Here is a 13,935-nt window from a genome sequence, read left to right as displayed (position 1 = left end):
CAAATTCGGCGGGGCTTAAATTTACCTCGCTTTAAAACTAATCAGATAAAATCAATCCTTTAAATTTGAAAATTTGGAGTAAAAATGAAAAATTTCGATTTGGGAATTTTATTTGCGAGATTGGGGCTTGGTATCTGTCTTTTTATGCACGGCTTTGCTAAAATTTTACACGGCATAGGCGGCGTAAAAAGTATTTTAACAAAAAGCCGGCTTGCCTGAGATTATTGCATACGGCTCATATGTCGGCGAGGTTGTTGCGCCGCTAATGATAATTCTAGGGATATTTTCAAGGATCGCAGCATTGCTCATTATCGGCATGAGCCTAACGATAATGTACGCCTATCACGGACTCGGAAATTTACTAGAGCTTACAAATGCCGGCGGCTTTAAGGCCGAAATTTTATATCTTTACATCGCTTTATCGCTTTGCATTATCTTTAGCGGAAGCGGAAAGTACGCGATTAGAAAAGATTAGCATGATAAAACTCGGCCTTAAAGATGAAATTTACCTTATATTAAGCCAAATTTAAATAAAATCAAGTCTTTTTAATAAATTTAGTCGAAAGGAATTACTGTGCCAACCATTAATCAATTGGTCAGAAAAGAGCGCAAGAAAGTGACTTTTAAGTCAAAATCTCCAGCGCTAAAAGAGTGTCCTCAAAGAAGAGGAGTTTGCACCAGGGTCTATACTACGACTCCTAAAAAACCAAACTCGGCTTTGAGAAAAGTTGCCAAAGTTAGGCTTACAAGCGGATTTGAAGTGATCAGCTATATCGGCGGTGAAGGCCACAACCTACAAGAACACAGCATCGTGCTAGTGCGCGGCGGTCGTGTTAAGGACTTGCCGGGCGTTAAATACCACATCGTACGCGGCGCTCTTGATACAGCCGGCGTTGCGAAAAGAACAGTTTCTCGCTCAAAATACGGCGCTAAACGTCCAAAACCTGGTCAAGCAGCAGCCGCAGCGGGTAAAAAGAAATAAAAATTTAGGTTCGCAGACCATGCCATTAGCGGCATAGGTTTGAGTAAAATTTATAAAATTTGAAGGAATAATCAAATGAGAAGAAGAAAAGCTCCCGTCAGGGAAGTAATGCCGGATCCAATTTACGGCAATAAGGTAATCACTAAATTTATTAACTCTCTTATGTACGACGGCAAAAAAAGCGTCGCTACCGAGATCATGTACGGCGCTATCAAAGCTATCGAGAAAAAAAGCGGCGACGTAAAAGGTATAGACGTATTTAACGATGCTATCGAAAACATTAAGCCTCTTATGGAGGTTAAATCTCGTCGCGTCGGCGGCGCTACCTACCAAGTACCGGTAGAGGTTCGCCCGGCTCGCCAACAAGCTCTTGCTATCCGCTGGATCATCGGTTTTGCTAGAAAAAGAAGCGAAAGAACCATGATCGACAAGCTAGCTAACGAGCTACTTGATGCGGCAAATTCAAAAGGCGCGTCTTTCAAGAAGAAGGAAGACACCTACAAAATGGCAGAAGCTAACAAAGCGTTTGCTCACTACCGCTGGTAAGAGGAGGCTAGTATGGCAGATAGAAAAACCCCTTTACATATGGTTAGAAACATCGGTATCGCTGCTCACATCGATGCCGGTAAAACTACGACCAGCGAAAGAATTTTGTTCTTTACGGGTATGAGCCACAAGATCGGTGAGGTTCACGACGGCGCTGCTACGATGGACTGGATGGAGCAAGAAAAAGAGCGCGGCATTACGATTACGTCTGCGGCGACCACTTGCTTTTGGAAAGATCACCAGATAAATTTGATCGACACTCCGGGCCACGTCGACTTTACTATCGAAGTCGAGCGTTCTATGCGCGTTCTTGACGGTGCTGTTTCGGTATTCTGCTCAGTCGGCGGCGTACAGCCTCAGTCTGAGACCGTTTGGAGACAAGCAAATAAATATCACGTCCCAAGAATCGTTTTCGTAAACAAAATGGACAGAATCGGCGCAAATTTCTTTAACGTCGAGTCTCAAATCAGAAACCGCCTAAAAGCAAATCCTGTGCCTATTCAAATTCCTATCGGTGCAGAGGATAACTTTAGAGGCGTGGTCGATCTTGTTAAGATGAAAGCTTACGTTTGGGAAGACGACAAAAAGCCGACCGACTATAAAGAGATAGAAATCCCTGCAGAGGTAAAAGAAAAAGCCGAAGAGTACCGCACTAAGTTGATCGAAGCGGTTTCTGAAACCGATGATAGTTTGATGGAGAAATTTTTCTCGGGCGAGGAGCTAAGCGAAGAGGAGATTAAAAAAGGGATCAAAGCAGGCTGCTTAAGAATGACGATAACTCCGATGCTTTGCGGAACGGCATTTAAAAACAAAGGTATCCAGCCGCTACTTGACGCAGTCGTAGCGTATTTGCCTGCTCCGGACGAGATCGAGGCGATTAAGGGCGTTTATGAAGACGGTAGCGAAGTAACGGTAGAAAGCACCGATAACGGCGAATTTGCGGCTCTTGCGTTTAAGATTATGACCGACCCGTTCGTCGGACAGCTTACCTTTATCCGCGTTTACCGCGGTAGTCTTGAGAGCGGTAGCTATGCTTACAACACAGTTCAGGATAATAAAGAAAGAATCGGTCGCTTGCTAAAAATGCACTCAAACAAACGCGAGGAAATTTCGATTCTTCACGCGGGCGAGATCGGCGCGGTCGTAGGTCTAAAAAATACCCTAACCGGCGATACGCTTGCAAGCGAAAAAGACAAGGTTATCCTTGAGAAGATGGACTTCCCTGAGCCGGTTATCAGCGTTGCCGTCGAGCCAAAAACTAAAGCCGACCAAGAAAAAATGGCTATCGCGCTTCAAAAACTAGCTCAAGAAGACCCAAGCTTTAGAGTAGGTACCGACGAAGAGAGCGGTCAAACCATCATCAGCGGTATGGGCGAGCTTCACCTTGAGATCATCGTAGATAGAATGCTACGCGAATTTAAAGTCGATGCCGAAGTAGGTCAACCGCAAGTCGCGTACCGCGAGACTATCCGCAAAACAGTCGAGCAAGAGTATAAATACGCCAAACAATCAGGAGGTCGCGGTCAGTACGGACACGTATTCTTGCGCCTTGAGCCGCTACCTGCGGCTAGCGGATTTGAGTTCGTTAACGACATTAAAGGCGGCGTAGTTCCTAAGGAGTACATCCCTGCGGTTGAAAAAGGCTGCAAAGAAGCGCTTCAAAACGGCGTACTTGCCGGCTATCCGGTCGAAGACGTTAAAGTTACGCTATTTGACGGTAGCTACCACGAAGTCGACTCGTCTGAAATGGCGTTTAAACTTGCTGCTTCTATGGGCTTCAAAGAGGGCGCTAGAAAAGCGGGTGCGGTTATCCTTGAGCCTATGATGAAGGTCGAGGTTGAGACGCCTGAGGATTATATGGGCGACGTTATCGGCGACTTAAACAAACGTCGCGGACAGGTAAACTCTATGGACGAGCGAAACGGAAGCAAGATTATCACGGCTTTCTGCCCGCTAGCCCAAATGTTTGGTTACTCTACGGACCTTCGCTCTATGACGCAAGGTCGCGCGACTTATTCTATGGAATTTGACCACTATGAGGAAGTTCCAAAGAACGTTAGCGAAGAGATTATTAAGAAAAGAAACGGCTAAGCCGAATTTGGCGGGGATGTTAAATCCTCGCCTTTAAATTTAATCCACATTTTAGCCTTTGCGATTAAAATGGCTTTTATTTTGCAAATTTAATATATTTTCTGTCCTCATAGCTCAGCTGGATAGAGCGCAGAATTCCTAATTCTGAGGCCACAGGTTCAAATCCTGTTGGGGACACCACCGAAAAGTATTCTCAAATTTTTACTTTCCTTTTTCCTGATAAAATATTCGGCGCCCTCAAATTCCGCCTACCCATTTCCAAAAAATTCTAATTTATCCCCAATTCCACCCAAGCCAACTCTTCTGTCTCTAAATTCCCACACCCCACCCCAAATTTAACCGCATAAAATTCAAATTTATTTTAGCTCTACTCTACCCCGATATAATCACGTTTTGAGGCTAAATAAATCTTTAAGTATTACTAATAAATTATAAATTACACCTTCATTTAAGCTTATTCTTTAAAGTTAAGTCCTATAATAACACTAGCTAAAATAAATTTAATCTAAGGAGGACGCCCAAAAGACGCCAAGAGTAATAAAGGTATTTAGAGTAGAGTCGTAAATTAAAGATTTACAGGTAATAGCTAAGTAAATTTAAGGAGAAGCTATGAAAAACTCAAACGTTTCAAGAAGAGATTTTGTTAAGTTAGGTATGGTAGGTGCCGGAGCTTTAGCTCTAGGCGGAGTAAATGCGCAAGCAGCCGTAAACTCTAAAGACGTCAAATTTGACGAGGAGTGGGACGTAGTTATCGTGGGCTCCGGTTTTGCCGGACTTGCGGCGGGTATCACTGCAGCCGAAAAAGGCAACAAAGTCCTAATCCTAGAAAAGATGGGACGCGTCGGCGGTAACTCCGTTATCAACGGCGGCATATTTGCCGTTCCAAACAGCGACAAACAAAAAGCTGAAGGCATCAAAGATAGCAACGAGCTATTTATCAAAGACTGCCTAAAAGCGGGCCGCGGCCTAAACCACGTAGACCTCATCGATACCATCGCTACTCGCGCGCAAGACGCATATAAACTAACTCTAAAATGCGGCGCTAAATATATAGATAAAGTTACTCACGCAGGCGGACACAGCGTACCTAGATCGCTTCAGACCGCTAACGGCTCGGGTTCGGGTATCGTTCAGCCGATGGTAGAATACTTCAAAAACCTACAAGGCTGCGAGCTAAGACAAAGAGCTAAATTTGACGAATTCGTCCTTGGCGAAGACGGCGGCGTAGACGGAGTGATCATCAGAGAGGATTATAAATTTGATCCAAAGAGCCAAAAAGACGACGCCGAAAACACTACCGGAACTAAAAAAGTTATAAAAGCTAAAAAAGGCGTAGTGCTAGCTGCGGGCGGATTTTGCCGCGACGTATTTTTTAGACAGGTTCAAGACCCTTCAATCCTGCCTACTACGGATAGCACCAACCACCCGGGCGCAACCGCAGGCGCTATGAAAGAGGCGTTTAGGATCGGCGCTACCCCAGTGCAACTTAGCTGGATACAATTCGGTCCATGGGCATGCCCTGATGAAAAAGGCTTTGGCGTAGGCTCTATGTTTAACGTAAACGGAAGCTTCCGCTACGGTATCTCAGTCGATCCAAGAACCGGCAAACGCTACATGAACGAGCTAGCAGACCGCCGCACCCGCTCTCAAGCTATGTTTAAAGTAATCGACGCAAAAGCCGATATCTATCCGATCAACTTCTGCGACTCTGATGGCGTAAAAAATATGGTCATACCTGAACACTACACTAAACCGCTGGAATCAGGCGTACTAAAGAAATTTGAAACTCTAGACGAGCTAGCGGCGGCTTATAAAATCCCTGCCGCAGAGCTAAAAAAGACCGTCGAGAGATATAATAGCTTCGTTAAATCGGGCAAAGACGAGGACTTTGGTAAACCTATGGATAAAACCACCACAAACGGCGTAGATATCTCTAAACCGCCGTTCTACGCTATGCGCGGTACGCCAAAACTCCACCACACTATGGGCGGTATCGATATTAATACCAAAGCCCAGGTCATCTCTCTACAAACAGAGATGCCTATCCCAAGATTATTTGCAGCAGGCGAGATCACCGGCGGCGTACACGGAGCTAGCCGCTTAGGTAGCGTGGCGATAGCTGACTGCTTAACGTTTGGTATGATTGCGGGAGAGAATATAGGCTAATTTGCGGCGTCTTTTGAGCGTCTTTACAGAAACCACGCCCAAGGCGTCGCTTCGCTGGTTTTGAATGAGTTTGAAAATTTTGTCCTACGATGAACCGCGTGTTCTATCTTGGACAAAATTTTCCGCACAACATTCAAATCCATCTCAAAATACTCGCAAATACTATTTCGTATCGCAAGCCAAATTTAAGATTCAATTTCGAGAATTCGGCTTGCGGTGCTTTTAAATTTTGTAAAAACGGTTTCAATCACTTTCAAATTTACCGAATTTTTAAATCAAATTTTGCCGAGTAAAATTTGATTTTCCACCATCTTTCTTAACCCAAATTTCGCTACAATCTCTCAAATTTATACGAACAAGGGGTCAAATTTGCAAAATACTCAAAAACCTAAAATCCGCTGCGACTGGGCAGAGAAAAGCGAGCTGGAGCGCGTATATCACGACGAGGAGTGGGGTAAACTCATAAAAGACGATGCGAAATTTTTCGAGCTCATCGTGCTGGAGGGCTTTCAAGCGGGCATCTCGTGGCATGCCGTGCTGCTTAAGCGCGAGGCGATGCGGGCGGCGTTTGACGGATTTGACGCGCATAAAATTTCGCTCTACGGCGAGGAGCAGACGGCAAAATTTATGCAAAACCCTGCACTCATCAGAAACCGCCTGAAGCTAAACTCGCTTGCCGCAAACGCCCGCGCATTCCTCGCCGTCGCAAGCGAGTTTGGCAGCTTTTACGACTATCTTTGGGGCTATCTTTTGCCTAAATTTGATCCCAAATTTGAGGGCAAACCCATCATAAATCACTACGAAAATATAAAGCAGATCCCCGCCACCACGCCGCTTGCCGACTTCGTTGCAAAAGAGATGAAAAAGCGCGGGTTTAAATTTCTGGGGCCTACGAGCGTCTATGCGTTTTTGCAAAGCGCGGGCGTAGTGGACGATCATCTGGACGCCTGCTTTTGCAAAGGAGGCAGATGATGCCCGCACGGAAGCGGATTTTTAGCTACATCGAGGAGAAATTCGGCGCTCAGGGCGAGCGGATATTTGACAAACACCCGGAATTTGCCGTGTTTCGCCACGCGAAAAATCAAAAATGGTTCGCCGTTTTTATGCGCGTGGACGGCGGCAAGCTAGGGCTTAAAAGCACAGAGGCGCTAGAAATCCTAAATCTAAAATGTAAGCCCGATCTTGCGGCGATCCTGCGCGACGCAGATCAAATTTTGCCCGCATATCATATGAATAAAAAGCACTGGATCAGCGTAAATTTAAGCTCCAAAATCGCGCCCGAGCAGGTGGAGGATCTGATCGATCTTAGCTTTGAGCTTACAAGATAGCTGGCTAAAATTTACGCCAGCGGGTTTTGCGCCGAGAAATCGGTTTTTTAGCTTTCGTCTGATAAAATGCGGGTCAAATTTAAAATCAAGGAGAAAAAATGAAATTTAGCGGAAAAAACGTGCTAATCACGGGAGCTAGCCGCGGTATCGGCGCGCAGATAGCCAAAACCCTGGCGCAAATGGGACTAAAAGTCTGGATAAACTATCGCTCAAAGCCCGAAATCGCCGATGCATTGCAAGCTGAGATCGTAGCAAACGGCGGACAGGCCGCGGTGGTTAAATTTGACGCTACGGACGAGGATGAGTTTATAAAAGCTATAAATTTGATCGCGGACGCCGACAGCGAGCTAAGCTACCTCGTAAATAACGCCGGTATCACGAACGACAAGCTCGCGCTTCGCATGAAGACGGAAGATTTTACTAGCGTGATAGGCGCAAATTTGACCTCGGCCTTTATCGGATGCCGCGAGGCGCTAAAAGTAATGAGCAAAAAACGCTTCGGCGCCGTCGTAAACGTAGCCTCGATCGTGGGCGAGATGGGCAATGCCGGGCAGGCAAACTACGCTGCAAGCAAGGGCGGAATGATCGCGATGAACAAAAGCTTCGCCAAAGAGGGTGCGGGGAGAAATATTCGTTTCAACTGCGTAACTCCAGGCTTTATCGAGACGGATATGACGAGCGAGCTAAGTGACGAGATCAAAAAAACTTACAGCGACAACATCCCGCTAAAGCGATTCGGAAGCGCTAGCGAAGTGGCCGAAGCCGTGGCGTTTTTGCTAAGCGATCACGCCAGCTATGTCACGGGCGAGACGCTAAAGATCAACGGCGGACTATATATGTAAGCGCGTAAATTTTACGTTTTTGCGAAAGTTTAAGCTAAAATATATTAAAATCACGAAATTTTTATTTTTAGGAGAAGAAAATGGCAATATTTGATGACGTAAGAGACGTAGTAGTTGAGCAACTAAGCGTGGCTCCGGATGCAGTAAAACTTGAGTCTAAGATTATCGAGGATCTAGGCGCAGACTCGCTTGACGTGGTTGAGCTAGTTATGGCTCTTGAGGAGAAATTTGAGGTAGAGATACCTGATAGCGACGCTGAAAAGCTGATCACTATAAACGACGTCGTAAGCTACATCGAGAAACTAAACAAATAAGTTTTTGTAAGGAGAGATCTTGAAAAGAGTCGTAGTAACCGGGATTGGGATGATCAACGCTTTAGGGCTCGACAAAGATAGTTCATTTAAGGCTATCTGCGAAGGTAAAACCGGCGTAAAAAAGATAACCTCTTTTGACGCGAGCGATTTTCCAGTTCAGATTGCTGCCGAGATAACGGACTTTGACCCGCTTAGCGTGATGGACGCTAAAGAGGTCAAAAAAGTCGATAGATTTATCCAGCTTGGATTAAAGGCTGCTAAAGAGGCCATGGCTGATGCAAATTTCGGCGAATTCGACGCTGAAAATTTCGGCGTTAGCTCGGCTGCCGGCATAGGCGGCTTGCCTAATATCGAAAAAAACTCTAATATCTTGCTTGAAAAAGGCTCAAGACGAATTTCTCCGTTTTTTATACCTTCTGCGCTAGTGAATATGCTTGGTGGCATAGTTTCGATAGAGCACGGCTTAAAAGGGCCCAATATCTCTAGCGTAACGGCATGTGCGGCATCTACTCACGCCATCATCGAAGCGGCTAAAACCATTATGGTCGATGAAGCGCAAAAAATGCTAGTCGTAGGCTCCGAGTCTACGGTTTGCGGCGTAGGCATCGGCGGATTTGCGGCTATGAAGGCGCTTTCTACTAGAAACGACGATCCGCACACGGCATCAAGGCCTTTTGATAAAGACAGAGACGGCTTTGTAATGGGTGAAGGAAGCGGCGCGCTCGTACTTGAAGAGTATGAAAGCGCTAAGGCTAGAGGGGCTAAAATTTATGCCGAGATAGTAGGGTTTGGCGAGAGCGGCGATGCGTATCACATAACTTCGCCTTCACTTGAAGGACCGCTTTCTGCGATGAAAAAAGCCTTGAAAATGGCTGGAAATTTGCAGATCGACTACATCAATGCACACGGCACCTCGACGCCGACAAATGATAAAAACGAAACTGCAGCCCTTAAAGCTCTTTTTGGCGGCAATGTACCTCCGGTTAGCTCTACTAAGGGGCAAACGGGACACTGCCTTGGTGCGGCTGGCGCGATAGAGGCCGTCGTATCCATAATGGCTATGCAAGAAGGCCTTATACCGCCTACTATCAACTACGCAACCAAAGACGAGGAGTGCGATCTAGACTATGTGCCAAACGTGGCTAGAAAAGCTGAGCTAAACGCCGTTATGAGTAACTCTTTTGGATTCGGCGGTACGAATGGCTCTATTATATTTAAGAAGATATAATGGCAAGTTATCTAGACTTTGAACAAGGTATCAAGCAAATAGATGATGATATCGCAAATGCGAGGATTCGCGGCGATGAACATGCGGTAGAAATTCTAAATAAAAATTTAGAAAAAGAAACTGCTAAAATTTACAAAAATCTTAACGAGTTTCAGCGCCTTGCTTTGGCTCGTCACCCGGATCGCCCGTATGCTATTGATTACATCAAAGGCATGATGAGGGATTACTATGAGCTTCACGGCGATAGAGCGTATCGCGACGATGCGGCAATAGTTTGCTTTATCGGCTATATAGGCTCTAAAAAAGTCGTCGTTATAGGCGAGCAAAAGGGTCGAGGAACCAAAAATAAACTAAAAAGAAATTTCGGCATGCCTCATCCAGAGGGCTACCGTAAAGCTTTGCGGGTAGCTAAAATGGCTGAGAAATTCGGACTCCCGATACTATTTTTAATAGATACTCCGGGCGCATATCCTGGCGTTGCAGCTGAGGAGCGCGGTCAAAGCGAGGCGATAGCTAGAAATTTATTTGAATTTGCAAATTTAAAAACTCCAATGATAGCCGTCGTTATAGGTGAAGGCGGAAGCGGCGGTGCTCTAGCCATAGGCGTAGCCGACAAGCTAGCCATGATGCGAAATTCAGTTTTTTCGGTTATCTCGCCGGAGGGTTGCGCAGCTATACTTTGGAACGACCCGTCAAAACAAGAGCAAGCCACTAAAGCGCTGAAAATAACCGCCGACGATCTAAAAAGCTTAAATTTGATAGACGACGTCATAGAAGAGCCGATAAACGGCGCTCACAGAGATAAAGAGACTGCCGTAAAAGCCCTCGCAAGCTATTTTATAACCGAGCTAGATAAACTTGAAAAGCTAAAAGTGGATGAGCTTTTAAATGCTAGAATAGCTAAAATCTTATCTGCAGGCGCATTTGAAGAGGGCAAATAGCGCTAAAAATGGCACTCTTACAAAAAGTTTCTTGAACTTTTTGTAAGTTGCTTATTTATTTCCGAATTATTCAAATTTGCACGAGTCTTACGCAAAATATCCCTATAACCAAAAATAATCTTACTAAATTTAGTTTAACGACTTCTTGGTGTCAAAATACCTGTTTTATGTTATGTAGAAAAATTATAAAATAGTATTTAAAAAATCTATTTGAGTCAAAAGATAGTTTGAAAAATAAATTTGGCTACATAAATTTTAAATTTGCAAATTTTAAATTTACCCGCCCGCCGCTTTTAAATTTATTCCGAAATATCCTTATCAAAATATTTCATCGATATTTCTTTTAATTTGCCTTCGGCTCGTAGCTCGTTTAATGCTTTTTTATTGCTTCTAGTAGCTCGGCGTTACCTTTATGCACGATTGCGGCCGTGTACATCGGACATTCACCCGCTTTTATCAGCTTTATCGGGGTTTTTGGGTGCTTTTTGTAGTCGTAGAACATCGCAGCGTCGTCTATCATGTCGTCGGCGCGCTTGGTGATTTGAGATTTATCTGGTCGCTTGGGTTATCGGCTACGACGAGTTTTGCTCCGTATTTTTCAACGGTCGGTATCCACATGCTATTTACCGAGTGCGTGGAGCGCTTGCCCTTTAGATCGTCGAAACTCTTGATATCGTCGTTGTCCTCGCGTACGATGATCGCCGAGTATGAGTTCGTGTAGGGCACAGAGTGGTCGCACTTTTTCTTACGCTCTTCGGTGATGCTTGCTGGTTAAACACGGTGTCTGCTTTGTCTGGGTCAAACGCTGCCAACATAGCGTCCCGCGAGGCTTCGATAAATTTAGGCTTTAGTCCTAGTTTGTCCGCGACGACTTTCGCCATCTCGGCGTCGTAGCTCATTAGTTCGTCTTTAAAATCGCGACCGCGATATAAATTTAAATTTACCAGACCGATAAAAGCCGACAAAATCCGCCGTAACCCAAAGCCCTTAACCTTCGCAAAGCTTGCCGCATGCATCGGCGCGGCACCTGCTGCAGTGAGTCATCTGTGCCATTGAGCCACCGATTAGCTTGCGCATGCCGCGAATTTCTTCATTTGATGGCGATTTGATATTTGCAAAAGGGGTATCATGCACGGGGATCATCGCCATACAGTTCATGATATCGGCCTGCCACTCCTTGGCTTTTTGCGCGATTTTGGGGACGTGATCCATATTTACGCCAGGGATTACGACAGTATTGATTTTGACGATCATGCGGGCTTCTTTTAGTTTGCGAATACCCTCCTCTTGGCACGCCTGAAGAATTCTAGCGCCTTCTTCGCCGCGGTAAATTCTATTTCCGTGGCGTACCCACGCATAAATTTTGCCGCCCACTTCGGGCGTTACGGCATTGACCGTTACCGTCACGTGGCTCACGCCGATGCGCACGATATCATCCACGTGCTCGGGCAAAGATAGACCGTTTGTGGATAGACAAAGCAGGGCGTGAGGGAAGCGGGCTTTGCATTTTTCAAAGGTAGACAAAGTCTTGTCGGCATCGCACATAGGATCTCCGGGCCCTGCGATACCGATGACCGAGATATCTTGTCTAAATTTAAATAGATTCTCCACGTATCTTACGGCCTCGTCTGGGCTCTGCACCTTTGCCGTTACGCCGGGGCGATTTTCGTTTGCGCAGTCGTAGATGCGGTTGCAAAAATTGCATTGTATATTACAATGCGGCGCTACGGGAAGGTGCACGCGCCCGTAGGCGGCGGACGCTTTTTTATTAAAACAAGGGTGATTATTTAAAAATGCCCGAGTATAAAAATTCATCAATCTTTTTTCCTTCCGAATTTTATGGCGTCCGCGTGGCAAACATCCATACAATCGCCGCAGTTCGTGCAGTTCATCTCGTCCGGTCTCGTGCCCATTTCGCATTTGCGCAAACAGGCGTTGCAGTTATCGCAGGCGCTCGTTTTATAAACGCGAAATATTGAAATTTTACGCAACAGCTCCATTATGCCGCCGCTAGGACAGGCGAAGCGGCACCATAAATTTGCGACGATCAAGGATGCGGCGATGAGGGCTACGACGACGGCAGTGCGAACCGCCCAGTACCAGTCGGAAAATTTAAAGGACATGATAACGGCGTTTAGGTACTCGTCGCTGGTGCGAATAGGGATCATAACTCGGGGGTTTCCGTAGATAAAATACACGCCCGCGCTAAGCAAAACGGCTAGAACCATGCCTATCTGCGCAAATCTAAGCTTTTTATTGCGAATTTTAAGCTTAAAAATAGCAAATTTACCTAGCATTTGATTTACGAATCCGCCCGGGCAAAGCCAGCCGCAAAACGCGCGCCCAAGGAAAATAACCAGCACAGGTATAAACAGCCAAAATCCGAAAAATACGGTCGCGATCCGCCCCCAGCACGTGACGATCGGACAGGATTGGCAGTTTACGAAAGGCACTATAAAAGGACATCTAAAAATTCCGTAATACGCCCATTGCCCGATCGCGCCGATAAAAATCAGCTGCACTAAGCGACGAATTTTAGTTAGCCTAGAGACTTTTTTCATCTTTGCCATATTTACTATACTAAACATCTTTTACACCAAACCTTTCTATGAGTTCAAGCCCGCGCGCCGAATGGATGGAGGTAAAGCCGTGTCGCTCGAAAATTTCCTGCCCCTCCACGGAGCAGACGAAGTCCGCAAAATCGTCGGCCAGCTTCTCGTCCTTTACGTACTTCATGATATTTAGCGTAAAGGTAAGCGGACCGGGCGGAATTAGTTTCTCGTCGATAGGCATATATTCGATCTTGTCTTTAAACCTATCGTGCGTCGTTAGGCGCTTTTCGATGATGGACGCATCGCCCTTGCCATCTACGAGATCGCACATCATCTGGATGACGCATGAGCCGTTGGCGACCATATTTTTCATAACAGACTCGGTAAGACCTGAATTTTTCAAAATTCCCTTTACCGGTCCGCTACCAGGAGGCGATGCCCTTAGCGGCAGCATCACCCTTACGCCTGGCTCTGCCAAATCCTTTAAGTCGCGAATGCCCGCGGGATTGCCCTTTGGCACTACTAAAACGTAGTCGGTAAAACATAGCGGTCTAAAGCGAAGGCTAAGCCCAGCCTTGCGCAGTTTTTGAGAGAGCTCCAAAACGCGGGCGCCGAAAACCTCCGTCTTGCCCTGCAAGGCTAGCAGCGACTTTCCGAGCGCACCCGCAAAGGCGCCGGTGTATTGGATATTATGTCCCGTTCTTGACTCATAAATGGCGTTTAGCTCGTTAAATGCTTCGGACAATCCTCCGCACGACCAAACCTGCAGGGAACCTGGCTTAAACGGCGTATAGCCAGCGAACATCGCTTCAGGTCCGGCGATGGCGGCAGCCGCCAAAGCTCCTTTAAAAAGCCGCGACGAGATTCGTCTATCTCCTTAAATTTCATGCAACCTCTCCTTTCTTTGGTTTGTTTTTAAATTTAGAAAATTCTTCATTTTAAAAT

General features: G+C 45.9%; 15 protein-coding genes, 1 tRNA gene and 1 pseudogene. 12 read left to right on the top strand and 5 right to left on the bottom strand.

All coding sequences use genetic code 11. From position 1 onward, the window contains the following. Positions 1 to 84 precede the first annotated feature (84 nt). The 12 genes and pseudogenes from E4V70_RS03455 (at position 85) to accA (ending at position 10,438) form a co-directional block, all read left to right on the top strand. Positions 85 to 475, top strand: a pseudogene (locus E4V70_RS03455) (DoxX family protein). Between the two features lie 99 nt (positions 476 to 574). Next, on the top strand, positions 575 to 982 hold the full coding sequence (rpsL, locus tag E4V70_RS03450; RefSeq protein WP_004322129.1) for a 30S ribosomal protein S12: 408 nt from the start codon (positions 575 to 577) through the stop codon (positions 980 to 982). Between the two features lie 75 nt (positions 983 to 1,057). Continuing rightward, the gene (gene rpsG / locus E4V70_RS03445; protein ID WP_002947591.1) at positions 1,058 to 1,528 is read left to right on the top strand and encodes a 30S ribosomal protein S7; all 471 of its coding nucleotides are present in this window, start codon (positions 1,058 to 1,060) and stop codon (positions 1,526 to 1,528) included. A 12-nt stretch (positions 1,529 to 1,540) separates the two neighbouring features. Then, entirely contained in the window at positions 1,541 to 3,619 is a 2,079-nt protein-coding gene (gene fusA, locus E4V70_RS03440; protein WP_122861862.1) for an elongation factor G, read from the top strand. A gap of 103 nt (positions 3,620 to 3,722) precedes the next feature. Beyond that, a tRNA-Arg gene (locus E4V70_RS03435) sits at positions 3,723 to 3,799 on the top strand. A 429-nt stretch (positions 3,800 to 4,228) separates the two neighbouring features. Continuing rightward, a complete protein-coding gene (locus E4V70_RS03430; RefSeq protein WP_122861863.1) occupies positions 4,229 to 5,785 on the top strand; it encodes a flavocytochrome c in 1,557 nt (518 codons plus the stop codon). 369 nt (positions 5,786 to 6,154) lie between these two features. Next, entirely contained in the window at positions 6,155 to 6,757 is a 603-nt protein-coding gene (locus E4V70_RS03425) for a DNA-3-methyladenine glycosylase I (protein ID WP_122861864.1), read from the top strand. Next, entirely contained in the window at positions 6,754 to 7,113 is a 360-nt protein-coding gene (locus E4V70_RS03420; protein ID WP_122861865.1) for an MmcQ/YjbR family DNA-binding protein, read from the top strand. The genes E4V70_RS03425 and E4V70_RS03420 overlap by 4 nt, the downstream gene beginning before the upstream one ends. A 98-nt stretch (positions 7,114 to 7,211) precedes the next feature. After that, entirely contained in the window at positions 7,212 to 7,955 is a 744-nt protein-coding gene (gene fabG / locus E4V70_RS03415; protein WP_122861866.1) for a 3-oxoacyl-ACP reductase FabG, read from the top strand. A gap of 80 nt (positions 7,956 to 8,035) precedes the next feature. Next, positions 8,036 to 8,269 carry an acyl carrier protein gene (gene acpP, locus E4V70_RS03410; protein WP_002953553.1) on the top strand — a complete coding sequence of 78 codons (234 nt, stop codon included), beginning with the start codon at positions 8,036 to 8,038 and terminating at the stop codon, positions 8,267 to 8,269. 19 nt (positions 8,270 to 8,288) lie between these two features. Beyond that, on the top strand, positions 8,289 to 9,497 hold the full coding sequence (locus E4V70_RS03405) for a beta-ketoacyl-ACP synthase II (RefSeq protein ID WP_122861867.1): 1,209 nt from the start codon (positions 8,289 to 8,291) through the stop codon (positions 9,495 to 9,497). Then, on the top strand, positions 9,497 to 10,438 hold the full coding sequence (accA, locus tag E4V70_RS03400) for an acetyl-CoA carboxylase carboxyl transferase subunit alpha (protein WP_122861868.1): 942 nt from the start codon (positions 9,497 to 9,499) through the stop codon (positions 10,436 to 10,438). The genes E4V70_RS03405 and accA overlap by 1 nt, the downstream gene beginning before the upstream one ends. Before the next feature lie 370 nt (positions 10,439 to 10,808). Here accA and E4V70_RS10910 read toward each other — a convergent pair whose 3' ends face one another. From E4V70_RS10910 to E4V70_RS03380, 5 genes are all read right to left on the bottom strand, one after another. Then, complete coding sequence (locus E4V70_RS10910; RefSeq protein WP_232037812.1) at positions 10,809 to 10,958, bottom strand: type 2 periplasmic-binding domain-containing protein; 150 nt, start codon at positions 10,956 to 10,958, stop codon at positions 10,809 to 10,811. Next, positions 10,955 to 11,164 (bottom strand): type 2 periplasmic-binding domain-containing protein, encoded by a 210-nt coding sequence (locus tag E4V70_RS10905; protein ID WP_232037811.1) that lies wholly within the window; start codon positions 11,162 to 11,164, stop codon positions 10,955 to 10,957. Before E4V70_RS10905 ends, E4V70_RS10910 begins: the two co-directional genes overlap by 4 nt. 261 nt (positions 11,165 to 11,425) lie before the next feature. Beyond that, positions 11,426 to 12,253, bottom strand: a complete 828-nt coding sequence (locus E4V70_RS03390) for a radical SAM protein (protein ID WP_122861869.1) — start codon at positions 12,251 to 12,253, stop codon at positions 11,426 to 11,428. Continuing rightward, the gene (locus tag E4V70_RS03385) at positions 12,253 to 13,026 is read right to left on the bottom strand and encodes a 4Fe-4S binding protein (RefSeq protein ID WP_122861870.1); all 774 of its coding nucleotides are present in this window, start codon (positions 13,024 to 13,026) and stop codon (positions 12,253 to 12,255) included. Before E4V70_RS03385 ends, E4V70_RS03390 begins: the two co-directional genes overlap by 1 nt. Beyond that, the gene (locus tag E4V70_RS03380) at positions 13,019 to 13,828 is read right to left on the bottom strand and encodes a substrate-binding domain-containing protein (RefSeq protein WP_232037810.1); all 810 of its coding nucleotides are present in this window, start codon (positions 13,826 to 13,828) and stop codon (positions 13,019 to 13,021) included. Before E4V70_RS03380 ends, E4V70_RS03385 begins: the two co-directional genes overlap by 8 nt. Positions 13,829 to 13,935: the final 107 nt, after the last annotated feature.

Origin of the sequence: Campylobacter showae (assembly GCF_900699785.1) — a bacterium.
Classification (GTDB): domain Bacteria; phylum Campylobacterota; class Campylobacteria; order Campylobacterales; family Campylobacteraceae; genus Campylobacter_A; species Campylobacter_A showae_D.
This window is presented reverse-complemented; position numbering and strand designations above follow the sequence as displayed.